This is a genomic window from Lysinibacillus sp. FN11 (assembly GCF_024628845.1).
Lineage (GTDB): Bacteria > Bacillota > Bacilli > Bacillales_A > Planococcaceae > Lysinibacillus > Lysinibacillus capsici.
This window is the reverse complement of record NZ_CP102383.1, coordinates 4,356,447-4,382,080: the sequence shown is the minus strand read 5'-3', so window position 1 is coordinate 4,382,080 and position 25,634 is coordinate 4,356,447. Positions and strand designations below refer to the sequence as shown.

The window sequence follows — 25,634 nt, the reverse complement described above, 5'->3', positions numbered from 1 at the left end:
AGACAAAGAAATAATGTCGAAATTTGACGAAATACCAATATAACTTTTATAAATTAGGAGGAAATCTATTATGAAATCAACAGGGATTGTTCGTAAAGTCGATGAGTTAGGTCGTGTAGTAATTCCTATCGAGTTACGCCGTACGCTAGGTATTGCTGAAAAGGACGCTTTAGAAATCTATGTGGATGATGATAAAATCATCTTAAAAAAATATATGCCTAATATGACATGTGCTGTTACTGGTGAAGTTTCAGATGATAACTTCCGTCTAGTTGGAGGCAAATTAATTTTAAGTCCAGAAGGCGCTGAAATGTTAGTTAAAGAAATTCAATCTAACTTAAAAAAATAATTAGTTACTCACCTAAATCAAAACAGTGATTTAGGTGTTTCTGTTTATTAATATAACCAATTTCTTAATCCCTTATAATGTCCATGTCAGACCTTTCTATTTTAGGTTACTATTATTTACAATTATTATCAATTTAAAATTGTGTCTCAAAATTATTACTTTTCAACTTTTAAGTTTCGAAGTCATTAACTAAATAAAAATAAAGAGCTACCCTATTAAGGTAACTCTTTACTATTAATCACTATGATATTCATTATAAACATCTCGCTTTGACACTTGCCTTAACTTAGCTACTTCTTTAATGGCTTCTTTTGAAGATACATTCGATTGATTGATAATGAAATCAACATGTTCAACAATGGACATGTTTTGCCAATAGGCTTCTTCATGATCTTCCTCTTCTACACAGCTATTACCTTCAAGAACAATACAAAACTCTCCTCGTATTTCCTCTGTTTGTGACCATTCTATAGCTTCAGACAAAGTACCTCTTAAAAACTCTTCAAACTTCTTTGTCAGCTCTCGAGCTAAAACAATACGACGTTCCCCCAGTATAGCTTCCATATCTTTTAATGTATCCTTTAAGCGATGTGGTGCCTCATATAGTAAAATCGTTTCTTGGCGTTTTTTTAATTGTTCTAATTGCTGGCGACGTTCCTTTTTTCCGCGATTCAAAAATCCATAAAAGAAAAATGGCTGTGGCGATAACCCGGATGCAATTAATGCTGAAATCGCTGCATTAGGCCCTGGCACTGGTACAACAGAAAAGTTTTGAGCAATTGCTTTTTCAACTATATCTGCACCTGGATCAGAAATACAAGGTAAACCTGCATCACTTACTAATGCAATTGTTTTTCCTTCCTGTAGTAATGTTAACAATTTTTCTCCACCTACGGCTAAATTATGTTCGTGGTAGCTGATTAGCGGTGTTTCAATCTCAAAGTAGTTACACAGCTTTTTGGTGTTTCTAGTATCTTCTGCCGCAATAATATCGGCTTCTTTTAAAATGCGAAGTGCACGCACACTCATATCTTCTAAATTACCAATAGGTGTTCCTACCAGATATAAACAACCTGTCTGTTCGTGTATTGTACTTTTTTGTGATTTCACGATTGGCCCCTCCTTATATAATTAATTTTCTGTGTTCTTGTTAATTGCTTAAAGGCATATTCAGCACGCATTGCTTCTTGCTTTGTCTCAAATATTTCTTTATAAATACATTTCACTGGACCTCTAGCTCTTGTATATTTTGCTCCTTTACCAGCGTTATGTACAGCAACACGTTTTTCTATATTATTTGTATACCCTGCATAAAGAGTTTGATCAGCACACTCTAACACATAAAAGTAGTGATTATTGCTCTTTTCCATAAAGAATTTCTCTCACTTCTGCCGTGTATTCATTATTAGCATCATAAACATACAACGGCGGCAGAATTTTTAAATCAGGCTTTCCATCTTTTATTCCTTCTATTAATAATGTATTCGCCTCTTTCCCTTCCTTCGGATAAATGAGCTGCATCCGTTTAGGCTCTAAGCGATTTGCTCGCATAGCTGTCACAATATCTAATAATCGCCCTGGTCGGTGGACAAATGCGGCCTTGCCCCCTTGCTTTAATAATTTACTTGCTGATTGAATTGCTTCTTCCAATGTTAAATACAATTCATGGCGTGCAATGGCATGATGCTCACTAAGGTTTTTATCACTTGCTTCATGTGCTAAAAAATAGGGTGGATTACAGGTAACCACATCATACTTTTCAATGCCAAGTTGTTTCGGTATTTCTTTAACATCTCCAAGAATCATTTGAATTTGCTGTTCTAGCTGATTGTAACGGATACTTCTCTCTGCCATCTCAAATAAACGTGGCTGAATTTCTACTCCCGTTATCTGTCCCTTTGTACGTGCACTTAAAAAAAGTGGTATCACACCATTTCCTGAACATAAATCAACCATTTTTCCTTTATGATAAGGAATACTGACAAACTTCGAAAGCAGTACTGCATCTAATGAGAACGAAAAGACAGAGGGACTTTGAATAATACGTAAATTCTCAGCCAACAAATAATCTAACCGCTCGTCACCTTTTAGCCATTTTTCCATGCTTACTCCTCCTACACTACAAAACAAAAGACTGACACCACCGTAGCGGGAATCAGCCTTTTATTACACATTTTGTTTATTTAAAAATGATAGACAAAACAGACAATCCTCACCCTTACGTGAACTTCCAAAATGAACATGGCAAACATGGAAGCCCTCTTGGTAGAGGCGAGCTAAGTTATCATATCCCTCACCAATATCTAGCGGACTCTCTTTCTTTACTTCAGCAGCTTGTACGGAGTTTGTATTAGAAAGTAGTTCTTCTAGACGTGTACGTAGGTGATGATTCTCTGTTTCAAGCGCCTTATGCTCTTCCATCATTAACGCTACAAATTGTTTCAATGCACCAAATTGCTCCTGCATTGCTTCGAGCTGTTGTTCGAACTCCATAACGGTATCTAAGAAATTACGGTCCTTCACCCAAGCCACCTCGTTAAATTCTCTATCTTAAATAAGATTTTTTTCGCATGCTAGCAGTTCTTCTAGTGTATACTCAACTGTGCGTTCCTGCTCATGTAAATATACTTGAATAAGTCTTTCCAGCACATTTAGCCCTACTACTTTCCCACGGCCATCTGGTGTCATTGTTATCTCACCAACATCTGGCATGCCCTCTTTTGCTTCTTCATATTCATCATTTTCATACTTTAAGCAACACATTAAACGTCCACAAAGGCCAGATATTTTTGAAGGATTTAATGATAAGTTTTGATCTTTAGCCATTTTAATAGAAACAGGCTCAAAATCACCCAAAAATGTGGAGCAGCAAAGCATTCTACCACATGGACCGATACCACCTAAAAGCTTTGCTTCATCACGCACACCGATTTGACGAAGTTCAATACGTGTTCTAAAAACCGAGGCTAAATCTTTTACTAGATCCCTAAAATCAACTCGTCCTTCAGCTGTAAAGTAAAAAATAATTTTATTACGATCAAATGTATATTCAACATCTACAAGTTTCATTTCTAAATTATGCTCTATAATTTTCGTACTAGCGAGCTCAAATGCACGCTTTGATTCCGCTGCATTTTCCTCTACTTGTATACGATCACGATCATCTGCTGGTCTAAGTACTTGTTTTAGTGGTAATACAACATCATTATCACCCACTACCTTTTGAGGGACAACTACTTTTCCATACTCTACACCGCGGGCTGTCTCTACAATAACATATTGACTATCTTCTAGTAGAAATGATGCCGGATCAAAATAATATATTTTACCCGCCTTTTTAAAGCGGACTCCTACTACATTATACAAATGTATATCCCTCCTGCAGATTTAGCATTAACTGCTCCATCAATAACGTCCTATTCATGTTACGCTGTAAAGAGGCGCGAGCTTGTAAAATAGATTCCATCTGATTTGATAATCTCTCATAAGGGGAATATAGCGCAACTTCTTTAAATAGTGGTAACATGTCTGGATAAGTACAAGCTGCCTCGGGATTAGCTTTTATTGACACTATATCACGGTAAGCAAATAGTAGTAAATCCAATGCTTGCTCCATCTCGCTTTTTTCTTTAAAGTGAGGCAACCACTCTTCATGCACAATAAGCAATGCTTCGTGTACATTTTGCCGAATGGCCTCTACTAATTTTAACACTGTTTTTCGAGCGAGTGCAAACTGCTCATCATTTGCTAAAAATATCGCTGTTTCTACCTCGTTTGTCATCATGCTTACTGTTGAGGCCATTGAATGAGAAATATTATTTTCCTGTAAATGCTTCAACAAAACATGACGTGGCATTTTTTGAAATTTGATATGTTGACAACGAGAACGGATAGTTGGAAGTATTGACTGCATTTGCTCTGTTAGTAATATGGCAGTTACTTCTCCTTCTGGCTCCTCTAAAAATTTAAGTATCATATTTGCAGAGGCTGTATTAAGACGGTCTGCATGATGAAGCACATAAATCTTACGTCCTTCTTCTACACCCACCATTTTCATTTCTCCGATGAGCTCTCGCATCTGATCAATTTTTATGAATTGACCATCTGGATAAATTTGATGAATATTTGGATGATTTCCCGAATCTACACGTTTGCAATTTCGACATGTTTCACATGGAACATTTCCATTTGGTTTCTCGCATAACATTAATTTGACAAAAAAGTGCATAATATCTGCCTTGCCTGTCCCTTTTTCGCCATCAAAAATATATGCATGTGCTAATCTATTCTTGTCAAATATTGTTTGAAGCTGCTTCATTACGACTGGTTGCAGTGTGAGTAGCTCTTCAACATTCTTGGCCATACATTTAAATTCCTTCCTGTCTCTACAACAAAAAGTGATACTTTCTTGCACTCTTGTAAAGAAATATTGCAGTTGTTTACTTTAATGACGAGTAGCCACATCAACATTTGAAAAAAGCCCGCGCCTAAATGAGAACGAGACACGGGTTTTACATATATAAATTAATTAGTAAGCCTTTAATTTCACCGATTTTATCAAGAAGATCTATTGCTTCTTTTTCTTCGTCTAAAAGATCCTGTGCAAGTTCGACAAGACGTGTATCAATGGTTTCAATGATTTTCAGACGTCTTCCTTCACCAAAACGATTCCAAGTATGTGATTGTTTTAATTCCATACCATGTTCTACTGTCTCTTGTAGAAATCGTTTAACAAGCATTTTAAACCTAGCAAGTTCTCGTAAATTACGTGATCTAGCTACTCGGTCCCCTGCAGTAGATATATCCCCTAACAAACGCGTGAGTTGTTCTGTTTGCAGCTTATTACCTTGCTTGACGACCATATCTCCAAATCGGTTATTTTGATTATTATTTTGTAGTGGCTCTTTGCGATTTGTATTTAACCCGACACGTATATCTTGATTAATCTTCAAGCTAGTTTCGCCCCCACAGTTTTATCTATTTCTCCTAGGCATAATCGTTTTTAAATAAAATGTTTAATAGTAACAAATAATTAATGATTTAGCTTCGGAGGCTACTTTTTAAAAATGATGGAATTGTTCAATCGGTAAAACAAATACGGTAGCTCCTCCCACCTCTACCTCCACAGGGTAAGGTATATAGGAATCAGCATTTCCTCCTAACGGAGAAACGGGTGCAACCATTTGCTCTCTTGCCCGACAATTATCCCGAATAATATCTAAAAGTTTGGGTATGAGAGAGTCTTCAGTTCCTATAAGAAATGTCGTATTTCCTGAACGTAAAAATCCTCCTGTGCTCGCTAATTTAGTTGCGCGAAACTGATTTTTCGTTAAAGCATTTGATAAGCGGCTGCTATCCTGATCTTGCACTACAGCTACGACTAACTTCATTCGCACTCACCCCTTTTATAAAATTCACTAGATAGATTTCAATTCTATTCTTAAGCCTTAACTTATAAATAATTATCTTAGTTCATCGGAAGTTTAAACTACTGTTGAACTAGAGGAACATCAGCATGTTGACATAAAAACTCTATAAGAAAGTTTTAAAAGAGACATCTACAAGGTTCCCTAAACACATAATGTATCTACACAAAGGTGTGTCAGACCTAATAGGTACTTCCACAAATGATGCCTTCTTAGTGAAGATAAATTAATGGATAGTATCATTATATCACATTGTTGTAGACAACTTCATGCATTTACTGCATTGCTTCCAATAATAATAACCATACATCTTCCACAACACTTTCAATATCTTGATCTGCGTTGACTACACGTATTCGCTCTGGATACTGCTCTACTAATTGTAAATATCCTTCACGTACCTTCTGATGAAACGGCAAGCTTTCAACGTCTAAGCGGTTTACTTCCCGATTGCCAGTTGCATGAATACGCGCTAAGCCAACCTCTGGAGCAAGATCAAATAGTATGGTCACGTCAGGTAATTTCTTCCCAATAGCAAATTCATTAATAGAAAGCACCTCATTGACACCTATACCTCTTGCATATCCTTGATAGGCTAAAGAGGAATCGATAAAACGGTCACATATCACTAACTTCCCTGCATCTAATGCAGGACGTACTTTTTCAAAATAATGCTGGCTTCTTGCTGCAGCATATAACAATGCCTCTGTTCGTTCATCCATAGCAGTATGTGCAGGATTCAAAATAATCGTTCTTATTTTTTCTGCAATCTCAATTCCACCTGGTTCTCTTGTTGCTAGAACTTCAATATTTTTTTCTTTTAATCGCTTTGCTATCATTTGAATGACCGTTGTTTTTCCTGCTCCCTCTGGTCCTTCAAATGTAATAAATAAATTGCTATTCATGCTGTGATTGCCTCCAACTATTTAATAACCTGAATCATTTTTTCTGCTAAACGATGATTCCCCTGAAATGTTGCACCTGCTGCTAGTAGCTCTTCCAATTGACTTAACTTAGCTACTGTTATTCTTTCTCCTGGTACTAATAATGGTATCCCAGGTGGATAAGGAATGATCATATTTGCTGAAATTCGCCCCATTGTACGCATATATGGTAACCATTCTTTCTTTAATGATGCAACCTCATTAAAGGTATATAGAGGCTCAGTAATCGGTACAAAATGATAGGCTGTTTGAGAAGCCGTTATGCTATCTGTTTTAGCTGTGTTTAATAGCGTTGATATAGCCTCTTTTATACGAACCCTGATTTCAGCAAATGGGTAGGTATGTCCTTGCTTCAGCAAAGGTAACACAAATAAAACCTGATTGGCATCTGCCAGTTCCCCATACACATGCTTTGCCTCTAATGCCTCCTGTAATTGAAAGCCACTATAACCATTAACACGTAACAATACTTTAAGTGGATCATCTACTTCAATTACTTCTAATGATCCAATTGCTCGTAATGCATCTACCCATTGATTCTTTTTTTCTATTATATATGCCCCATCACTCTCCATATATGTCTGTACATAATAGCGAGCATCATCTAATGATGCTAATAATAAGTAAGATGGACTACTAGATTGTAACATGCGTAAGTAGTGATGTATTTTGTCAGCCTCTATCAATTGCGACTTAACATGCATAAAAGAAGCCATCGTCATAGCAGGTAGAGTCTTATGGGCTGATTGAACAACAACGTCTGCTCCAAGTGTCAATGCAGATGGCTGAAATAGCGTACATGCATTAAAATGAGCGCCATGTGCTTCATCCACCAATACAGGTATTCCCTTCTCATGACAATAAGCAATTTGTTGCTGTATTTCATTCGAAGTCATCCCATAATAAGTAGGATATGTTAAAACTACTGCTTTCGCCTCTGAATAATTTTCTACGGCTTCTTTTAAATCTCTATAAGTTACATGTGTCGCCGACATTGTCCGTTCATCCCATAGCGGGGACACAAAAATTGGCTTAGCCCCAACAAGTTCAATAGCATGGAAAATTGATTTATGTGCATTACGCTGAACAATAATGGTATCACCTTTGTTACAAGTAGCATAAATCATTGCTAAATTGCCAACAGTAGACCCTCCTACTAAAAAGAAGCTCTTCGTTGCTCCATATGTATCTGCCAATAAATTTTCGGCTTCTAATATCATTTCCTCAGGGTAATGTAGATCATCTAATCCCGATAATTCAGTTACATCATAACGCATTACATCCTTAAATGCTTGAGGAAGATGGGACAGTTCGCCATGCTTATGACCTGGGACATGAAAAGAAATATTTTGTTGCTGTCGAAAACGTTCTAACCCTTCTATAATTGGTTTTTTCTTTTGCAAAACAAACACCCATTTTCGTTAGATTCTCGTTTAATTATACGAAATTATAAGGAGAGAAAAAAGCTATCCTTCCACAGGTAATCCACTTTATTTAGTAAACAACCTTTTCATCAAAATTAATCACAGCTTGATGTCATTATCGTTGACGCCTCACTCAAAAATAGAGTCATCTATACCTAAACCATCATTTTTGCAGCAGTAAGAGTTACTTATTAAAATAAAACCGATTATTGCTGTTATCTGTAATAATCGGTTCACCACTTATTTTCATATAACTAGTCTTGTAATGCTTGAATGGCCATTGCTTCCACTAGTTGCTCAATTAGTCGAGGTACAAATTTATCTAATACTGGATTCATCATTCCTGCTAAAAATCCACTTGCTTTCATTGTTAAATTACCAGTCAGTTGTGGTGACTCATTTTGATTTTGTACGATTTCAAAAGAACCATTACCATTTATAGGATCAGATAAACCCTCTAATTCAAACTGTATTTGATGAGCATCTGAATTGTTTACTTTAAGTTTTACTTTAACAGCTTTCTGAATTATGCCAAAGTCTCCTTGGAAGACCCAGATCATATCGACTTCATTTATTAATTCGTGATGTAAATAACCTGGTATTAAAACAGCCCATTGTTCTCTATTTTGAATAAAATTCTCTAATTTTTCTTTTTGTATATTGATTTCCTTACTGCATTGTCCTGTTGCCACTCTACTGCACCCCTTTGTTTATTTTTATCGCTCTATTAAACTTTAACATTTTATAGGTTTCTATATAAACAAAAAAACCACTGAGTTCTCAGTGGTTACTTATTTGCCTAGCGACGTCCTACTCTCACAGGGGGAAGCCCCCAACTACCATCGGCGCTAAAGAGCTTAACTTCCGTGTTCGGTATGGGAACGGGTGTGACCTCTTTGCCATCATCACTAGACTATGGTCGACCTTCCATACACGGCGTATTGCTGTGTCTAGAAGCTCTCTTTTTAGAAAGATTTGCTCTTTCAAAACTGGATAAACGGCACATTGAATGTTTCAAACTTTTTTGGTTAAGTCCTCGATCGATTAGTATTCGTCAGCTCCATGTGTCACCACACTTCCACCTCGAACCTATCTACCTCATCGTCTTTGAGGGATCTTACTTACTTGCGTAATGGGAAATCTCATCTTGAGGGGGGCTTCATGCTTAGATGCTTTCAGCACTTATCCCGTCCACACATAGCTACCCAGCGATGCCTTTGGCAAGACAACTGGTACACCAGCGGTGTGTCCATCCCGGTCCTCTCGTACTAAGGACAGCTCCTCTCAAATTTCCTACGCCCACGACGGATAGGGACCGAACTGTCTCACGACGTTCTGAACCCAGCTCGCGTACCGCTTTAATGGGCGAACAGCCCAACCCTTGGGACCGACTACAGCCCCAGGATGCGATGAGCCGACATCGAGGTGCCAAACCTCCCCGTCGATGTGGACTCTTGGGGGAGATAAGCCTGTTATCCCCGGGGTAGCTTTTATCCGTTGAGCGATGGCCCTTCCATGCGGAACCACCGGATCACTAAGCCCGTCTTTCGACCCTGCTCGACTTGTAGGTCTCGCAGTCAAGCTCCCTTGTGCCTTTACACTCTACGAATGATTTCCAACCATTCTGAGGGAACCTTTGGGCGCCTCCGTTACCTTTTAGGAGGCGACCGCCCCAGTCAAACTGTCCGCCTGACACTGTCTCCTGCCCCGCTAAGGGGCATGGGTTAGAATTTCAATACAACCAGGGTAGTATCCCACCGACGCCTCCTTCGAAGCTGGCGCTCCGAGATCTCTGGCTCCTACCTATCCTGTACAAGTTGTACCAAAATTCAATATCAGGCTACAGTAAAGCTCCACGGGGTCTTTCCGTCCTGTCGCGGGTAACCTGCATCTTCACAGGTACTATAATTTCACCGAGTCTCTCGTTGAGACAGTGCCCAGATCGTTACGCCTTTCGTGCGGGTCGGAACTTACCCGACAAGGAATTTCGCTACCTTAGGACCGTTATAGTTACGGCCGCCGTTTACTGGGGCTTCAATTCGCAGCTTCGCTTGCGCTAACCACTCCTCTTAACCTTCCAGCACCGGGCAGGCGTCAGCCCCTATACGTCACCTTACGGTTTTGCAGAGACCTGTGTTTTTGCTAAACAGTCGCCTGGGCCTATTCACTGCGGCTCTCATGCGCTTGCACGCTCAAGAGCACCCCTTCTCCCGAAGTTACGGGGTCATTTTGCCGAGTTCCTTAACGAGAGTTCTCTCGCACACCTTAGGATTCTCTCCTCGACTACCTGTGTCGGTTTGCGGTACGGGCACCTCTCACCTCGATAGAGGCTTTTCTTGGCAGTGTGAAATCAGGAACTTCGTCCATACGGACTCGCCATCACAGCTCAACGTTACAGTGTGCGGATTTGCCTACACACACGCCTTACTGCTTGGACGCGCACAACCAACGGCGCGCTTACCCTATCCTACTGCGTCCCCCCATTTCTCAAACGGTGAGGAGGTGGTACAGGAATATCAACCTGTTGTCCATCGCCTACGCCTATCGGCCTCGGCTTAGGTCCCGACTAACCCTGAGCGGACGAGCCTTCCTCAGGAAACCTTAGTCATACGGTGGACGGGATTCTCACCCGTCTTTCGCTACTCATACCGGCATTCTCACTTCTAAGCGCTCCACCAGTCCTTCCGGTCTGACTTCAACGCACTTAGAACGCTCTCCTACCACTGACATCGTAGATGTCAATCCACAGCTTCGGTGAATCGTTTAGCCCCGATACATTTTCGGCGCAGCGTCACTCGACCAGTGAGCTATTACGCACTCTTTAAATGATGGCTGCTTCTAAGCCAACATCCTGGTTGTCTGTGCAACGCCACATCCTTTTCCACTTAACGATTACTTTGGGACCTTAGCTGGTGGTCTGGGCTGTTTCCCTTTTGACTACGGATCTTATCACTCGCAGTCTGACTCCCGTGTATAAATATCTGGCATTCGGAGTTTGTCTGAATTCGGTAAACCGGGATGGCCCCCTAGTCCAAACAGTGCTCTACCTCCAGTATTCTCATCACGAGGCTAGCCCTAAAGCTATTTCGGAGAGAACCAGCTATCTCCAAGTTCGATTGGAATTTCTCCGCTACCCACACCTCATCCCCGCACTTTTCAACGTGCGTGGGTTCGGGCCTCCAGTAAGTGTTACCTCACCTTCACCCTGGACATGGGTAGATCACCTGGTTTCGGGTCTACGACCACGTACTATTTCGCCCTATTCAGACTCGCTTTCGCTGCGGCTCCGCCTTCTAAAGCTTAACCTCGCACGTAATCGTAACTCGCCGGTTCATTCTACAAAAGGCACGCTATCACCCATTAACGGGCTCTAACTACTTGTAGGCACACGGTTTCAGGATCTCTTTCACTCCCCTTCCGGGGTGCTTTTCACCTTTCCCTCACGGTACTGGTTCACTATCGGTCACTAGGTAGTATTTAGCCTTGGGAGATGGTCCTCCCGGATTCCGACGGAATTTCACGTGTTCCGCCGTACTCAGGATCCACTCAGGAGAGAACGAACTTTCGACTACAGGGCTTTTACCTGCTCTGGCGGACCTTTCCAAGTCGCTTCATCTAACTCGCTCTTTTGTAACTCCGTATTGAGTGTCCTACAACCCCAAGAGGCAAGCCTCTTGGTTTGGGCTCTTCCCGTTTCGCTCGCCGCTACTCAGGGAATCGATTTTTCTTTCTCTTCCTCCAGGTACTTAGATGTTTCAGTTCCCTGGGTCTGCCTTCAAGACGCTATGTATTCACGTCAAGATACTACGCGATTAAACGTAGTGGGTTCCCCCATTCGGAAATCTCCGGATCAAAGCTCACTTACAGCTCCCCGAAGCATATCGGTGTTAGTGCCGTCCTTCTTCGGCTCCTAGTGCCAAGGCATTCGCCGTGCGCCCTTAATAACTTAACCAAGTTATTAAGCCTATAAAAAACTTAAAAAATAAATGTGTTTGTTACAATTTCAATGTCGTTTTATCCAGTTTTCAAAGAACAAGTTTTGAAGTGTTTCATTCAGAAGAATGAACCTTCAAAACTGAACGCAAAACGTAATCTTACAAACCCAAGGTTTGTATTCCGAAAATATCCTTAGAAAGGAGGTGATCCAGCCGCACCTTCCGATACGGCTACCTTGTTACGACTTCACCCCAATCATCTATCCCACCTTCGGCGGCTGGCTCCAAAAGGTTACCTCACCGACTTCGGGTGTTACAAACTCTCGTGGTGTGACGGGCGGTGTGTACAAGGCCCGGGAACGTATTCACCGCGGCATGCTGATCCGCGATTACTAGCGATTCCGGCTTCATGTAGGCGAGTTGCAGCCTACAATCCGAACTGAGAACGACTTTATCGGATTAGCTCCCTCTCGCGAGTTGGCAACCGTTTGTATCGTCCATTGTAGCACGTGTGTAGCCCAGGTCATAAGGGGCATGATGATTTGACGTCATCCCCACCTTCCTCCGGTTTGTCACCGGCAGTCACCTTAGAGTGCCCAACTAAATGATGGCAACTAAGATCAAGGGTTGCGCTCGTTGCGGGACTTAACCCAACATCTCACGACACGAGCTGACGACAACCATGCACCACCTGTCACCGTTGCCCCCGAAGGGGAAACTATATCTCTACAGTGGTCAACGGGATGTCAAGACCTGGTAAGGTTCTTCGCGTTGCTTCGAATTAAACCACATGCTCCACCGCTTGTGCGGGCCCCCGTCAATTCCTTTGAGTTTCAGTCTTGCGACCGTACTCCCCAGGCGGAGTGCTTAATGCGTTAGCTGCAGCACTAAGGGGCGGAAACCCCCTAACACTTAGCACTCATCGTTTACGGCGTGGACTACCAGGGTATCTAATCCTGTTTGCTCCCCACGCTTTCGCGCCTCAGCGTCAGTTACAGACCAGAAAGTCGCCTTCGCCACTGGTGTTCCTCCAAATCTCTACGCATTTCACCGCTACACTTGGAATTCCACTTTCCTCTTCTGCACTCAAGTCCCCCAGTTTCCAATGACCCTCCACGGTTGAGCCGTGGGCTTTCACATCAGACTTAAAGGACCGCCTGCGCGCGCTTTACGCCCAATAATTCCGGACAACGCTTGCCACCTACGTATTACCGCGGCTGCTGGCACGTAGTTAGCCGTGGCTTTCTAATAAGGTACCGTCAAGGTACAGCCAGTTACTACTGTACTTGTTCTTCCCTTACAACAGAGTTTTACGATCCGAAAACCTTCTTCACTCACGCGGCGTTGCTCCATCAGGCTTTCGCCCATTGTGGAAGATTCCCTACTGCTGCCTCCCGTAGGAGTCTGGGCCGTGTCTCAGTCCCAGTGTGGCCGATCACCCTCTCAGGTCGGCTACGCATCGTCGCCTTGGTGAGCCGTTACCTCACCAACTAGCTAATGCGCCGCGGGCCCATCCTATAGCGACAGCCGAAACCGTCTTTCAGTCTTTCACCATGAAGTAAAAGAGATTATTCGGTATTAGCCCCGGTTTCCCGGAGTTATCCCAAACTATAGGGTAGGTTGCCCACGTGTTACTCACCCGTCCGCCGCTAACGTCAAAGGAGCAAGCTCCTTTTCTGTTCGCTCGACTTGCATGTATTAGGCACGCCGCCAGCGTTCGTCCTGAGCCAGGATCAAACTCTCCATAAAAGAAATTTGATTAGCTCAAATTGTTTTGCTGGCATCATGTTTGATGTCCAAAATTGTGTTTCGTTCACTAGCAAAGCTAGCTACTTAAAACTTTATTGATTACGTTTTGCTTGTTCAGTTTTCAAGGTTCATATTGTTCACTGCTGTTTCAGCAGCAACTCTTATATAATATCACGCGCTACACACCGTGTCAACAATAATTTTAAAATTATTTTTCGTTTCAATCAGTTGTATTAGCGACTTCTATAACTATACCATAATCTTTTTATATTGCAAGCCTTTTATAAAATAAATATTAAAGCTGTTATTCCTAAGACACCAGGAATACCTAAAACAGCGATTGTTAAGACCGAAAACAGATTGATTGGCACATTATATCCTATATAACCAATACCTAAATGGATTACGAATAATAGTAGAAAAGCAAATGCAAATCTAAACCAAAACACCGATAATCCTTCTAAGATTTTACCCATTTTAGCATGTCTTATTATTACATAAAGAAAAAGAAGCCCGACAGGAATACAAATACTCATAATTACTAACCCAGACATATAGTTGCCCCCTCAATTAAATAATTATGAAAGTTTATGTTTCCTGTTTTGCTTCTATGAATATTTTACAAAGAACTATTTTATTAATACCTTACGAATTCTAGCTTCCTTAAACAAATAGAAATGAATACTTTCTGCTGTTTTGCGTTGAGCAATTACACCTAGGTCATAATCATCCATTAATTCTTCTATTATCTTTGCCTGCTGTAAATCCTCTTTTGTTTCTTTAATCAGATTCACAAGCTTATCATCAAATTCCTTTTTTAATTTCCCTTTACTACGGAAGAACATACTAATCCCTCACTCATAACTCGCGTCGGCCTTCCATTGCTTTAGACAGCGTAACCTCATCTGCGTATTCTAGATCTCCACCTACTGGCAATCCATGAGCAATACGAGTTGTACGAATGCCTGACGGTTTGACAAGGCGAGAAATATACATAGCGGTTGCCTCACCCTCGATTGTTGAATTTGTAGCTAAAATAAGTTCTTGGACACTTTCATCTTGCAAGCGCACTAGCAAAGAAGCAACATTAATGTCTTCTGGACCAATACCATCCATTGGTGAAATAGCTCCTTGAAGTACATGGTACATACCGTTGTAGTCACGCATTTTTTCCATTGCAATCACATCTTTTGTATCTTGTACAACACAAATAATAGAATGATCTCGCTGCTTATCTGTACATATGTGACAAGGATCTACATCCGTTATATTGCCACAAATAGAACAGTAGCTTAGGTTTCGTTTAGCATCAATTAGTGCTTTAGAGAAAGATAATACATCGTCTTCCTTCATTGTTAACACAAAAAACGCCAGACGAGCCGCAGTTTTCGGCCCGATACCTGGCAATTTCATAAAACTATCGATCAATTTAGATATTGGTTCTGGGTAGTACATATGAATACCTCCTAGAATGGAAGGTTTAAGCCTTGCGTGAATTTACCCATTGTTGAGTTTGTTTTTTCTTCTACTTTTTTCAACGCTTCATTTGTTGCAATAACAATTAGGTCTTGTAGCATTTCGATATCTTCTGGGTCTACTACAGATTCATCTAGATTTACTGAAACTACTTCACGCTGACCAGAAACTGTTACTTTCACCATACCGCCGCCTGCAACACCTTCAAATTGCTCAGCATTTAGAGCTTCTTGAGCCTCCATCATTTCCTTTTGCATTTTTTGCATTTTTTTCATCATACCTTGCATATTTCCCATTCCACGCATAAATGTTTCCTCCTAAAAATTTAATCTTCAATAATTTCAACAAAATCTTTACCAAAGAGCTTTTCAGCCTCTGTTACAAGTGGGTCTTGTGAAGCAAGAGGTTGGGCATCATCGATAAATGGTTCTTCTGGCATTTCTGCCGGTGGTGGCTCTAATAATTCTTCTCCATGCTCTGATTCAGTCTGTGATTTCTTTTGCTGCAGACCATGATCACGAATAAACTCTTCACGCATTTTTAACCACGATTCTTCTGGTATACATAGCATCTCGTACATTGTACCAGTTTGCCCTGCAATTAATTGTGTAAAGTGAGCCTTTAAAGACTGGTTGTCGGCAACCATCTGACAATGAATATCATACTTGAATTTTAACACAAAAGCACTTGAAGATGCCGCAACAGGTTCGGCTTCTGCTAAAAGAGCCGATTGTGATTTTTGCATTTGACTTAAGGCTTGTGCCCAAATGGACTTAATACGTTGCACATCCTGCTTTGTTGCATCTTTCAGCACTTCCTGAATACGACCTGTAGGTGCTTTATAACCATTCGGGCTTTTAGCTCGAGGCCGTTGCTCTTTTTGTGCTGTCGTCGTTTGCATAGGTGTCCCCGTTTGCAGTTGTAAGGATAGTTGCTGAACCAGTTGTTCAAGAGCTACAATTTTTTGAGTGAGATCAGGGTTTTCTCCCATTTCATTTGTAGTCACCGTCTGATGGGCTATCCCTCCTGAAAACTGTACCATTTTAAGCAAAGCCGTCTCTAAATAAATTTTGGTATGGTGAGAGAAACGCATCTCTTGCTGTGTCTTTGCAAGTATATCAATATATCCATAAAGCATATTTGGTGCAAACTCGTGCGCTAAAGTGAATACACGTTCCTCAGGAGATACAAGCTCTAAAAGTTCAGCTAAATCATCACTTGTTTGAAGTAATAATAAATCGCGGAAAAATGTAATTAAATCCTCTGAGAGTCGCAAAGGGTCCTTACCGTCAGCTATAAGTTGCTCTAAAAGGGTAAGCATTTGCGCAACATCTTTTACTTTGAGTGCCTCCGCTAGATCATAAAAAACATCCTGACTAATAGAACCTGTAACTAACAACGTATCCTCAAGTTTTAATTTTTCGCCACTAAAAGACACAACTTGGTCCAATAAGCTTAAAGCATCACGCATTCCCCCTGCGGCTGATTGTGCAATCACCTTTAAACCTTGTTCTTCGTATGGTAAGTCAATATCTTCTAAAACAACTTTCATACGTTCAATAATATCATTAGTAGAAAGTCGTTTAAAATCAAAGCGCTGACAACGAGAAATGATCGTAGCAGGCAATTTATGAGGCTCTGTAGTTGCTAAAATAAACACGGCATGAGGAGGTGGTTCTTCCAACGTTTTTAAAAGAGCGTTAAAAGCACTTGTAGAAAGCATATGCACTTCGTCTATGATGTACACCTTATATCTACTGCTTGCAGGAGCAAAACGCACCTTTTCTATGATATCCCTTATCTCTTCAACACGTGAATTTGAGGCTGCATCAAATTCAATTACATCTGGATGAGAACCATCTGTAATACTTATGCATGTAGCACATTCATTACACGGCTCTTTCGATGGTGCATGTTCACAATTCAAGGCCTTCGCAAAGATTTTAGCAGTACTTGTTTTCCCTGTACCACGGGGCCCAGAAAACAAGTAAGCATGTGTTGTTTTATTTGCTAGGAGAGCATTTTGTAGCGTTCTTTTGACATGTGTTTGACCAGACATTTCTCGAAAAGATTGCGGTCTATACACACGGTAAAATGCTTGATACGTCACTGATTTCCTCTCTCCTTCTCCATTTAATTGAATAGTTTTATTATAGCATTTGCTGCATTATATAGAAAATGAAGTTGCTAAATTTAAAATAAAAAAGCATCCGCCTATAATAGACGGATGCTTTGAATTGGCAATTTAATGCCGTGCACCTTTCCTTGACAGCCGCACATAAGCGTTACTCTTGTCGTTAGCTCAGATTAGGCAACCCCGCGGCACATGAATAAGACCACTTAATGCTGCTTCCTTCCGGACCTGACATGGTTCATGGGTATCCATTGCGCAGGACCCAATCGTCAACACTACGTGCAAAAGGCAGACCAAACAATACGGACAGCCTCGAAAAAGGAATTCAGTCTCGCTAGAGCGGATTGCGAGTTACAGGACACCGCTACCTTCCCACCTAGCACGGCAATAACTAGTATACTGACTGTTTGTATAAAATGCAACTTAATGCACAAATTATTTATTTCTAAGTGACGATTTAAACATTATATATTTTTTCAAAAATTATCTTGACGTTCGTTTCTAGTTATGATAAATTTATTTTTGTCGATAAGACAGTAAAGCAATATAACATGGAGGTATACCCAAGTCTGGCTGAAGGGATCGGTCTTGAAAACCGACAGGCGGGTAACACCGCGCGGGGGTTCGAATCCCTCTACCTCCTCCAGTTTTAAATTTCCGACTACGAATGTAGCCGTTTTTTTTTTGCCTAAATTGTATGTATTACTTGTTAGATACCACTTCCGCCTCGGTTGTGGTATTTTTTATTATATCAATGATGGGAGGTTGTTGAATTGCAATCGAAATTACTTATGACGCGTGCTTCCCTTACTTGGATTTTCATTATTGCTGTTATGACCGCAATAGGTAGTGAAATTAAAATTATGCCTTTTGCTAATACAACTTTCCGTTTTGGTTTAGGAACAATTGTCTTCTTTTTATGCACATTAATTAAACCTACACCAATTATTTTAGCAGGTGTAGCTACCGGTATTGTGACAACTATTTTTCGGGTTATTAATTCGACATTACATGATGTTCTGATTGCCGAGAGTATATTTAACCATTTACCAGCCGGTTTATTTTATGTATTGTTTGCAGTATGCCTGCAAATTTTAGATATTCAACAATACAGAGAAAAGCCACTAAAACTTGGTTTACTCGTTGCTTTTAGTGAGGTCATCAGTAATTTAGCTGAACAAATTTTCCGATTTTTTGTCCAAACATATACTTTTTTATTTCTCCATGATCTCTTGATCCTATTAGCGGTAGCATTATTACGAAGCTTTTTTGTAGTAGGGATTTACAGCTCTATTTTGATAGCTGAACAAAAAAAGCGGGTACAAGAAATGCTGAATATTGGATCTGATCTCTATGTGGAGACACTATATTTAAAAAAGTCAATGAATCATATTGAAACAATTACAGGTAGTGGTTATGAATTATATCGTCAGTTAAAGACGCTAGGTTTTCGAGCGGAAAGTTTACAAGCACTTCATATTGCCCAGGAAATCCATGAAGTGAAAAAGGATTCTCAACGGATATATGCTGGTATTTCAAAGATTGTCGGGGAAAAGAGCTTTGGCCCTTTTGTATTATCTGAATTATTGCATTATATTGAAGAAGGTAATAGGAAATATGCAGAATTACTTGGTAAGGAAATACAATTTCATACATGTATAGACTTTGATTTTCAAACGAAAGATCATATTGCACTCCTTGCTCTATTAAATAATTTATCAGCCAATGCTGTTGAGGCTATTGAAAAGCAAGGGATCATTTCTATTGCTATTGAGCGCCAAGAGGATAATACTGTAATAACCGTATGTGATAATGGACAAGGGATTTCCCAAGCAGATATTTCTGTTATTTTTGAACCTGGATACACCACTAAATTCAATGTTGATGGTGTTGCAGCAACTGGCATTGGGCTTTCGCATGTTGCTGAACTAGTAGAAAAATTAAAAGGCTCAATAACCGTTGAATCAAACAATCAATACACAACGTTTAAAATCATAATTCCTACGCAAACTATTCAAACGGGAGAGACTTAAATGAGGTATTTTATTGTAGATGATGATCGTGCAAGTCGTGTTATGTTAAAGCAAATTATTGAAGATAGCGGGTTAGGAACAGTTATTGGTGAGGCTCGAAATGGTGAAGATGCCATTCCGCAAATTTTAATGACACAGCCAGAGTTTGTACTTATTGATTTACTGATGCCTAAGCTTGATGGTATAGCAACTGTGGAACAACTTATGCAAAATCGTTTCGAGGGACAATTTATTATGATTTCACAGGTAGTGAATAAGGAAATGGTTGGCGAAGCCTATGAGCAAGGAATTGATTTCTTCATTCATAAACCAATCAATCGTATTGAAGTTGAAAATGTTTTAAAAAAAACAACTGAACAATTTCGACTTAAAAATTCACTATTAGTGATACGTCAATCACTTACAAACATTGAGTTAAGTGAACAAAAGACTCATAAAGCTACATCACGAGACCATATTCAATCTATTTTGAATGATATGGGGATTGTCGGGGAAATTGGTAGTGAGGATATCATTGCCATTATAGAAACATTACTTGCTCACCAGCACAAGATTGCACCCCTTCCTCCATTAAAGGAGCTTTATGAAGAAATTGCAGCTGTGACCAAGGCTACGCCAGATGAAATTTTAAAAGAGAGTAAGGCCATCGAGCAGCGTGTGCGTCGTACAATATTAGCTGCCATGATTAATCTTGCTAATTTAGGGGTTGTTGATTACACAAACTCAGAATTCGAGTACTATGCCCCTCGCTATTTTGATTTTAAAGAAATTCGTCAGCTCATGACACAGATTGAAGATCACGATAATCGTAAAGCAAAGGTAAATATTAAGAAGTTTATTCAAGTGTTATATTCAGACATTTTAACAAAAGTAAATTAATTTTCTCGGATTTTGTCGGATTCCATAAGTCCTCCGTATTATTAAAGTAAGGCGTGTCCTAAAAATTTAATATTAGGGGAGGTACAAAGGATTTGAAAAAGAAATTTAAAGTCAGTTTAGCCGCTCAGATTTTAATCGGTTTGATTTTAGGGATCATTGTTGGTGGTATCTTTTACGGAAACCCCAAAATTGAGACATATCTACAACCATTAGGGGATATATTTTTACATCTTATTAAGATGATTGTTGTACCGATTATTATTTCGACATTAATCGTTGGTGTTGCTGGTACTGGAGATATGAAGCAACTTGGACGATTAGGCGGGAAATCAATAATTTACTTTGAGATTATTACTACAGTTGCAATCGTAGTTGGATTACTTTCTGCAAACATTTTCCAACCTGGTGCAGGTATTAACATGAATGAATTATCTCAAGGGGATATTTCGAAGTATGTATCAACAACTGAGGAAGTACAGCATGAAGGACCATTTGATATCATTGTAGGCATTGTCCCAACAAATATTATTCAGTCAATGGCTGAAGGTAATATGCTAGCAATTATCTTCTTCTCAGTTATTTTCGGTTTAGGGGTTGCTGCAGTAGGTGATCGAGGGAAACCAGTCTTAGACTTCTTCCAAGGGGTAGCAGATGCTATGTTCTGGGTAACAAACCTCGTAATGAAATTCGCTCCACTAGGGGTATTTGGTTTAATTGGTGTAACCGTTTCCAAATATGGGTTTGCTTCACTGGTTCCACTTGCCAAATTGGCAATTCTTGTTTATGCAACCATGCTATTCTTTATCTTTGTCGTTCTTGGACTTGTGGCAAAATTCGCAGGGATCAGCATCTTCTATTTAATTAAAGTATTAAAAGATGAGCTAATTTTAGCCTTCTCAACAGCAAGTTCTGAAGCTGTATTACCACGTGTTATGATGAAAATGGAGAAATTAGGGGCGCCAAAGGATATTGTATCTTTTGTTATACCGACCGGTTACTCTTTTAACTTAGATGGGTCAACACTATATCAAGCCATTGCAGCATTATTTATTGCTCAAATGTACGGTATTCACCTAAGCATTGGTGAACAAATTACGTTAATGCTTGTATTAATGGTTACATCTAAAGGTATTGCAGGTGTTCCAGGGGTATCATTCGTAGTACTTCTAGCAACTTTAGGTACTGTAGGTATTCCACTTGAGGGACTAGCCTTCATTGCTGGTATTGACCGTATTCTTGATATGGGACGTACAGTTGTTAACGTAATTGGTAACTCATTAGCGTCATTAGTAATGGCTAAGTGGGAAGGCCGTTTCGATCGAGAAAAGATGAAAAATTACTTTAATGAAAATGAAAACCTAGCGTAATTTTAAAAAAACCCTCACGATGTTGGATGGCATCGTGAGGGTTTTTTTATTTTGCTAACACTTTATCTAAATAAGCGATAATTGATTCTTTTCCATTGGCATGTGCTTCTTGAGCGCGTTTTTCATCTTTTTCAAGCTTAGCCTCTGCCGCTACAACGATTTTTTCAGCATCTTGCTGTGGCACAACAATTACACCATCCACATCCCCAATAATATAATCACCAGGATGAACCGTAACTCCTCCAATGGCGATCGGTACATTTACTTGACCACCGCCGTTTTTATTGCCTGCTGCTACAGTAGTGCCCAACGAAAATACAGGGAAATTTAATTCGCGAATTGCTGCAATATCACGGATTACACCATCCACAACAAAACCTTGTACACCTATCCCTTTTGCTAAGGAGATCACAAAATCTCCAGCAACAGCTCGGTTTGTATTTCCTTTTGCATCAATTACTAAAATATCCCCTTCATTTGCAGCCCTAATCGCTTCCAAAACTGCCCCATTTTCACCATCTGGTAAACGTACTGTTACAGCTCGCCCAGCAACTTTAAAATGGTCTGCTAACGGCTTAATATCACTTCGCACATTGGTATGCCCGCCTGTTGCATCTGAAATAGCTGTTGTTGGTAAATGCTGAAAGCTTACTTCCACTTTTGTCATACATAACACCCCTATTATGATTAATGACTTACACTAGTATTGTAAATAAAAAATATATCCTATTTCAATATATCTCGAAAATAGTAGTCATTATTAGAATTAAATAATTTCAATAAATTGCCTTGATTGCTCGTCTAAGGCTTCAGCAGCAGACGCTATTTCACTAAAGTCTTTTGCTGTGACAGTAATTTGTTCATTTGTTTTATCTATTTTTTCTGCTATTTTTTTAATACTATCAGTCACCTGACCAATTTCTCGCTCAATGCCCTCCACATTATCCTTCACTTCTGAAATAGATTGTTCAACTCTTACAGAAAGCTTACGTACCTCTTTCGCCACTACATCAAAACCTCTACCATATTCTCCAGCCCTAGCTGCTTCAATAGCTGCATTTAATGCCAATAAATTAGTTTGTGAGGCAATTTCTTGTATAGTTTTGACAATCCCTTTAATAGAATCTGCTTGTTTCTGAAGCTGCACAAGATTACTTACATTTTCATTTGATTCCTTTGAAACCACTTTAATGGTTTCTAGTAGATCTTGGCTATTTTGAATGCCCGCCTCTGAACGCTGGTAAAGCTTATTAGACATGCCCTTCAACTTGTCGGCAACACTAACTATCTCATCTTGTCGTTCAGTGATATTGGTAGCTATTTTGGATACACCTATTACTTTTCTTGTATTATTTGCGAAGACAGGCATATATGTTGCTTCCAGCCAAATTATATTACCTCTAGCATCAATTCTTTCTATTTTGTCCTGATAGCTGTTTCCTGCCGTTAGGTTGCGCCAAAATTTATCGTACTCCATACTATTAACGAAATCAGGCAAACAAAAGTCTTTATGATGTTTTCCTAGCATTTCCTGCACTGTATAGCCTAATGTTTGAGCAAATAGTTCATTGACATACGCCACTCTTCTATCCATATCGAAGCGGATAATGGCTATATTGCGTTCAATAGCCTGTACTACTAAATCATCGGTTACTTGAGCCTCTACACTATGCATAAAGAACACCCCATTCATTACTAATTTTTTACTTAAAATTTAATTATTTTACTTTTATATTACATTAATTATGCCTCAGTGTAATTGCAGCGGATGTTAGTGCACCTGCTGCATCAAGATAAAAAAACATGGAGAATGTTCATCCATGTTTTTTTAATAAACGTAAAATCCCTTCAGAGGTAGCCGCTACACGCAAGAACTTCTTTTGCTCTGCACGTATAAAGCCTTCCTCTAGCATTGTTTTAAAATGCTGTAGAAGTGCATCATAGAATCCATGGACATTATATAAAATAACAGGTTTTGTATGAAGTCCAATCTGAGCCCAAGTAAATACCTCAAAATATTCATCTAAAGTCCCTGCTCCACCTGGAAGAGCAATAAAAGCATCTGCTAACTCGGCCATTTTAGCTTTACGAATATGCATAGAGTCTACAATATGAATTTCTGTTAATGAGGCATGGGCCAATTCACGCTTTTGTAAATGTGTTGGCATCACACCAATCACTTCTCCTCCAGCTGCTAAAACAGCATCGGCTACCTTCCCCATTAGGCCTGTTTTAGAACCACCATAGACAACCCCGTGACCGTTTTTTGCCAGTGCTGTACCAAGCTCAGCCGCTTTCTCTGCATAAATAGGGCTTTTACCCAAACCGGATCCACAATACACTGCGATTCTTATAATAATCCCTCCTATTCAAAAAACGTGAAACAATCGGCTATATATTGTCTCACGTTTTTTGGTCATTTATTTTACTTTTATTTTCGTAAATGGCTTGTTTGTTTTAGCATATGACTGATACGGCTTACAATTGATTCAATGGCATCAGGATTTTTTAATAAATCATAATCATTAATATCTAAACGTAGAACTGGACAAGAATTAAAATTATTTATCCAATTTTCATAGCGTTCATGCATTTCTATCCAATAATCATTCGGAGTTTGTTGCTCCATTGTACGTCCACGCTCTTGAATACGCCCAATAACTGCATCAATAGGTCCTTCAAGATAAACAAGCAAATCTGGATGTGGGAAATAAGGTGTCATCACCATTGCATCAAACAAATTTGTATAAGTCTCATAATCTGTTGGGCTCATTGTTCCTTTATCATAATGCATCTTAGCAAAAATGCCAGTATCCTCATAAATAGAACGATCTTGTACAAATCCTCCACCATATTCAAAAATACGCTTCTGTTCTTTAAAACGCTCTGCTAAAAAGTAGACCTGTAAATGAAAGCTCCATTTTTCAAAGTCCTCATAAAATTTATCAAGGTATGGATTTGTGTCTACTTTCTCGAACGAGGTACGAAAGTTCAGTGCCTCTGCTAAAGCCTTTGTCATCGTCGATTTTCCTACCCCAACAGTACCAGCAATCGTAATAACCGTTTGTGGTGGAATATCGTACTTCTCTCTTAAATTCATTATTGCAAACTCCTTTGTTGTAACGTATCTTTAATTATTTTTAAAACATGATTTAAATCATTGGGGTTTTTTACAAAATCAAGCTGATCTCCATTAAATCGAATAACTGGAATTTCGGGATGCATGCTCTCAAAATGCTCGATAAAAGAATGATAGTCGGCCACAAGCTGCTCCATGTAATCACGTGAAATCATCTTTTCAAACTCTCGCCCTCGCATGGCGATACGCTTCATTAATGTCTCAACGCTGGCATGTAAATAAACCACTACATTTGGAACAGGCATGTCTTTCGTTAAAATTCTATAGATCTCCTCATACTTCTCGTATTCAGTTGATGCCAATGTACGCTTCGCAAATATTAAATTTTTAAAAATATGATAGTCTGCTACAACAGGTTTGGCATGTGCTAAACGAAATTTTTTAATATCGGTTAGTTGCTTATAGCGATTACAAAGGAAGAACATTTCCGTTTGGAAACTCCACTCCTCAATGTTTTCATAAAACTTATTTAAAAAAGGGTTTTCGTCTACAATTTCTTTTAATAGATGGTAATTAAATGTCGCTGCTATCTCTTTCGATAAAGAGGTTTTACCAACACCAATCGGACCTTCTACCGTAACAAATGGAACCGTCACCAGAAGCTCCTCCTTTTGTTCTATGGATTCGATCATTGTGTCCTACCTAAAATGAATCAGTACCTTTCATTTTATCATAGTAGGAAAATGAAAAACAGAATCAACCTATTGTTCTAGTAAATTTACTTGGGGTATTCTTCTCATGATGACATAGAAAAAAGACATCGAGAATCTACTTCCCGA

The 25,634-nt window shown here is 39.5% G+C and carries 25 protein-coding genes, 1 tRNA gene, 3 rRNA genes and 1 other RNA gene; 5 read left to right on the top strand and 25 right to left on the bottom strand.

The window, feature by feature from the left end; translation table 11 throughout:
- Nucleotides 1-70 precede the first annotated feature (70 nt).
- Nucleotides 71-349: a transition state genes transcriptional regulator AbrB gene (locus NP781_RS22975; protein ID WP_004229214.1), complete on the top strand. Its 279-nt coding sequence runs from the start codon at nucleotides 71-73 to the stop codon at nucleotides 347-349.
- Between the two features lie 234 nt (nucleotides 350-583).
- On the opposite strand, the gene rsmI is transcribed toward NP781_RS22975, so the two are convergent.
- From rsmI to ffs, 20 genes are all read right to left on the bottom strand, one after another.
- Complete coding sequence (gene rsmI, locus NP781_RS22970; RefSeq protein WP_221683393.1) at nucleotides 584-1,459, bottom strand: 16S rRNA (cytidine(1402)-2'-O)-methyltransferase; 876 nt, start codon at nucleotides 1,457-1,459, stop codon at nucleotides 584-586.
- Entirely contained in the window at nucleotides 1,456-1,719 is a 264-nt protein-coding gene (locus NP781_RS22965; protein WP_257520905.1) for a GIY-YIG nuclease family protein, read from the bottom strand. Before NP781_RS22965 ends, rsmI begins: the two co-directional genes overlap by 4 nt.
- Nucleotides 1,703-2,452, bottom strand: a complete 750-nt coding sequence (locus NP781_RS22960; RefSeq protein ID WP_221683392.1) for a tRNA1(Val) (adenine(37)-N6)-methyltransferase — start codon at nucleotides 2,450-2,452, stop codon at nucleotides 1,703-1,705. Before NP781_RS22960 ends, NP781_RS22965 begins: the two co-directional genes overlap by 17 nt.
- Before the next feature lie 63 nt (nucleotides 2,453-2,515).
- Nucleotides 2,516-2,872, bottom strand: a complete 357-nt coding sequence (gene yabA / locus NP781_RS22955; protein ID WP_004229222.1) for a DNA replication initiation control protein YabA — start codon at nucleotides 2,870-2,872, stop codon at nucleotides 2,516-2,518.
- A gap of 27 nt (nucleotides 2,873-2,899) precedes the next feature.
- A complete protein-coding gene (locus NP781_RS22950) occupies nucleotides 2,900-3,715 on the bottom strand; it encodes a PSP1 domain-containing protein (RefSeq protein WP_048395431.1) in 816 nt (271 codons plus the stop codon).
- A complete protein-coding gene (gene holB, locus NP781_RS22945) occupies nucleotides 3,708-4,712 on the bottom strand; it encodes a DNA polymerase III subunit delta' (protein ID WP_257520904.1) in 1,005 nt (334 codons plus the stop codon). Before holB ends, NP781_RS22950 begins: the two co-directional genes overlap by 8 nt.
- 148 nt (nucleotides 4,713-4,860) lie before the next feature.
- Nucleotides 4,861-5,301 (bottom strand): YaaR family protein, encoded by a 441-nt coding sequence (locus NP781_RS22940; RefSeq protein ID WP_004229228.1) that lies wholly within the window; start codon nucleotides 5,299-5,301, stop codon nucleotides 4,861-4,863.
- Nucleotides 5,302-5,409: 108 nt separating this feature from the next.
- The gene (locus NP781_RS22935; RefSeq protein WP_004229230.1) at nucleotides 5,410-5,739 is read right to left on the bottom strand and encodes a cyclic di-AMP receptor DarA; all 330 of its coding nucleotides are present in this window, start codon (nucleotides 5,737-5,739) and stop codon (nucleotides 5,410-5,412) included.
- Nucleotides 5,740-6,050: 311 nt separating this feature from the next.
- The gene (tmk, locus tag NP781_RS22930; protein ID WP_221683390.1) at nucleotides 6,051-6,680 is read right to left on the bottom strand and encodes a dTMP kinase; all 630 of its coding nucleotides are present in this window, start codon (nucleotides 6,678-6,680) and stop codon (nucleotides 6,051-6,053) included.
- Between the two features lie 17 nt (nucleotides 6,681-6,697).
- Nucleotides 6,698-8,131, bottom strand: a complete 1,434-nt coding sequence (locus NP781_RS22925) for an aminotransferase class I/II-fold pyridoxal phosphate-dependent enzyme (protein ID WP_221683389.1) — start codon at nucleotides 8,129-8,131, stop codon at nucleotides 6,698-6,700.
- Between the two features lie 266 nt (nucleotides 8,132-8,397).
- Nucleotides 8,398-8,835: an SRPBCC family protein gene (locus NP781_RS22920; protein ID WP_257520903.1), complete on the bottom strand. Its 438-nt coding sequence runs from the start codon at nucleotides 8,833-8,835 to the stop codon at nucleotides 8,398-8,400.
- A gap of 105 nt (nucleotides 8,836-8,940) precedes the next feature.
- Nucleotides 8,941-9,056, bottom strand: a 5S ribosomal RNA gene (gene rrf / locus NP781_RS22915).
- 111 nt (nucleotides 9,057-9,167) lie between these two features.
- Nucleotides 9,168-12,095 (bottom strand): 23S ribosomal RNA (locus NP781_RS22910).
- A gap of 180 nt (nucleotides 12,096-12,275) precedes the next feature.
- Nucleotides 12,276-13,827: ribosomal RNA gene (locus tag NP781_RS22905) — 16S ribosomal RNA — on the bottom strand.
- The 16S, 23S and 5S rRNA genes sit together here, the layout of an rRNA operon.
- Nucleotides 13,828-14,108: 281 nt before the next feature.
- Complete coding sequence (locus NP781_RS22900) at nucleotides 14,109-14,381, bottom strand: pro-sigmaK processing inhibitor BofA family protein (protein WP_257520902.1); 273 nt, start codon at nucleotides 14,379-14,381, stop codon at nucleotides 14,109-14,111.
- Nucleotides 14,382-14,456: 75 nt separating this feature from the next.
- A complete protein-coding gene (locus NP781_RS22895) occupies nucleotides 14,457-14,672 on the bottom strand; it encodes a YaaL family protein (RefSeq protein ID WP_004233954.1) in 216 nt (71 codons plus the stop codon).
- A 13-nt stretch (nucleotides 14,673-14,685) separates the two neighbouring features.
- Nucleotides 14,686-15,282 carry a recombination mediator RecR gene (gene recR / locus NP781_RS22890; protein ID WP_221683476.1) on the bottom strand — a complete coding sequence of 199 codons (597 nt, stop codon included), beginning with the start codon at nucleotides 15,280-15,282 and terminating at the stop codon, nucleotides 14,686-14,688.
- Nucleotides 15,283-15,293: 11 nt separating this feature from the next.
- Entirely contained in the window at nucleotides 15,294-15,608 is a 315-nt protein-coding gene (locus NP781_RS22885) for a YbaB/EbfC family nucleoid-associated protein (protein WP_004233957.1), read from the bottom strand.
- A gap of 20 nt (nucleotides 15,609-15,628) precedes the next feature.
- The gene (dnaX, locus tag NP781_RS22880; RefSeq protein ID WP_221683475.1) at nucleotides 15,629-17,413 is read right to left on the bottom strand and encodes a DNA polymerase III subunit gamma/tau; all 1,785 of its coding nucleotides are present in this window, start codon (nucleotides 17,411-17,413) and stop codon (nucleotides 15,629-15,631) included.
- A 141-nt stretch (nucleotides 17,414-17,554) separates the two neighbouring features.
- An RNA gene (gene ffs / locus NP781_RS22875) (signal recognition particle sRNA large type) lies at nucleotides 17,555-17,822 on the bottom strand.
- A gap of 168 nt (nucleotides 17,823-17,990) precedes the next feature.
- Between ffs and NP781_RS22870 the strand changes: the two genes are divergently transcribed.
- The 4 genes from NP781_RS22870 to NP781_RS22855 all read left to right on the top strand — a co-directional run bounded on the left by NP781_RS22870 (nucleotide 17,991) and on the right by NP781_RS22855 (nucleotide 21,716).
- Nucleotides 17,991-18,083, top strand: a tRNA-Ser gene (locus tag NP781_RS22870).
- A 127-nt stretch (nucleotides 18,084-18,210) separates the two neighbouring features.
- A complete protein-coding gene (locus tag NP781_RS22865) occupies nucleotides 18,211-19,470 on the top strand; it encodes a sensor histidine kinase (RefSeq protein WP_257520901.1) in 1,260 nt (419 codons plus the stop codon).
- Nucleotides 19,471-20,349: a response regulator gene (locus NP781_RS22860; protein ID WP_048391012.1), complete on the top strand. Its 879-nt coding sequence runs from the start codon at nucleotides 19,471-19,473 to the stop codon at nucleotides 20,347-20,349. It abuts the gene before it with no gap.
- A 92-nt stretch (nucleotides 20,350-20,441) separates the two neighbouring features.
- On the top strand, nucleotides 20,442-21,716 hold the full coding sequence (locus NP781_RS22855; protein WP_221683471.1) for a cation:dicarboxylate symporter family transporter: 1,275 nt from the start codon (nucleotides 20,442-20,444) through the stop codon (nucleotides 21,714-21,716).
- A 46-nt stretch (nucleotides 21,717-21,762) separates the two neighbouring features.
- On the opposite strand, the gene NP781_RS22850 is transcribed toward NP781_RS22855, so the two are convergent.
- The 5 genes from NP781_RS22850 to NP781_RS22830 form a co-directional block, all read right to left on the bottom strand.
- Nucleotides 21,763-22,383: an RraA family protein gene (locus NP781_RS22850; RefSeq protein WP_115674562.1), complete on the bottom strand. Its 621-nt coding sequence runs from the start codon at nucleotides 22,381-22,383 to the stop codon at nucleotides 21,763-21,765.
- A gap of 99 nt (nucleotides 22,384-22,482) precedes the next feature.
- Nucleotides 22,483-23,391 (bottom strand): methyl-accepting chemotaxis protein, encoded by a 909-nt coding sequence (locus NP781_RS22845; RefSeq protein ID WP_257520900.1) that lies wholly within the window; start codon nucleotides 23,389-23,391, stop codon nucleotides 22,483-22,485.
- A gap of 139 nt (nucleotides 23,392-23,530) precedes the next feature.
- Nucleotides 23,531-24,070, bottom strand: coding sequence for an LOG family protein (locus tag NP781_RS22840; RefSeq protein ID WP_369580771.1), 540 nt, complete (start codon nucleotides 24,068-24,070; stop codon nucleotides 23,531-23,533).
- Nucleotides 24,071-24,147: 77 nt separating this feature from the next.
- On the bottom strand, nucleotides 24,148-24,816 hold the full coding sequence (locus tag NP781_RS22835) for a deoxynucleoside kinase (protein ID WP_004233968.1): 669 nt from the start codon (nucleotides 24,814-24,816) through the stop codon (nucleotides 24,148-24,150).
- Nucleotides 24,816-25,451 (bottom strand): deoxynucleoside kinase, encoded by a 636-nt coding sequence (locus tag NP781_RS22830; RefSeq protein WP_269897540.1) that lies wholly within the window; start codon nucleotides 25,449-25,451, stop codon nucleotides 24,816-24,818. Before NP781_RS22830 ends, NP781_RS22835 begins: the two co-directional genes overlap by 1 nt.
- Nucleotides 25,452-25,634: the final 183 nt, after the last annotated feature.

Coding starts and splice junctions, on each gene's coding strand:
- NP781_RS22975 (WP_004229214.1), top strand. CDS start 71: ATGAAATCAACAGGGATTGTTCGTAAAGTCGATGAGTTAGGTCGTGTA.
- NP781_RS22965 (WP_257520905.1), bottom strand. CDS start 1,719: ATGGAAAAGAGCAATAATCACTACTTTTATGTGTTAGAGTGTGCTGAT.
- NP781_RS22960 (WP_221683392.1), bottom strand. CDS start 2,452: ATGGAAAAATGGCTAAAAGGTGACGAGCGGTTAGATTATTTGTTGGCT.
- holB (WP_257520904.1), bottom strand. CDS start 4,712: ATGGCCAAGAATGTTGAAGAGCTACTCACACTGCAACCAGTCGTAATG.
- NP781_RS22935 (WP_004229230.1), bottom strand. CDS start 5,739: ATGAAGTTAGTCGTAGCTGTAGTGCAAGATCAGGATAGCAGCCGCTTA.
- tmk (WP_221683390.1), bottom strand. CDS start 6,680: ATGAATAGCAATTTATTTATTACATTTGAAGGACCAGAGGGAGCAGGA.
- NP781_RS22900 (WP_257520902.1), bottom strand. CDS start 14,381: ATGTCTGGGTTAGTAATTATGAGTATTTGTATTCCTGTCGGGCTTCTT.
- NP781_RS22895 (WP_004233954.1), bottom strand. CDS start 14,672: ATGTTCTTCCGTAGTAAAGGGAAATTAAAAAAGGAATTTGATGATAAG.
- recR (WP_221683476.1), bottom strand. CDS start 15,282: ATGTACTACCCAGAACCAATATCTAAATTGATCGATAGTTTTATGAAA.
- NP781_RS22885 (WP_004233957.1), bottom strand. CDS start 15,608: ATGCGTGGAATGGGAAATATGCAAGGTATGATGAAAAAAATGCAAAAA.
- NP781_RS22860 (WP_048391012.1), top strand. CDS start 19,471: ATGAGGTATTTTATTGTAGATGATGATCGTGCAAGTCGTGTTATGTTA.
- NP781_RS22850 (WP_115674562.1), bottom strand. CDS start 22,383: ATGACAAAAGTGGAAGTAAGCTTTCAGCATTTACCAACAACAGCTATT.
- NP781_RS22845 (WP_257520900.1), bottom strand. CDS start 23,391: ATGCATAGTGTAGAGGCTCAAGTAACCGATGATTTAGTAGTACAGGCT.
- NP781_RS22835 (WP_004233968.1), bottom strand. CDS start 24,816: ATGAATTTAAGAGAGAAGTACGATATTCCACCACAAACGGTTATTACG.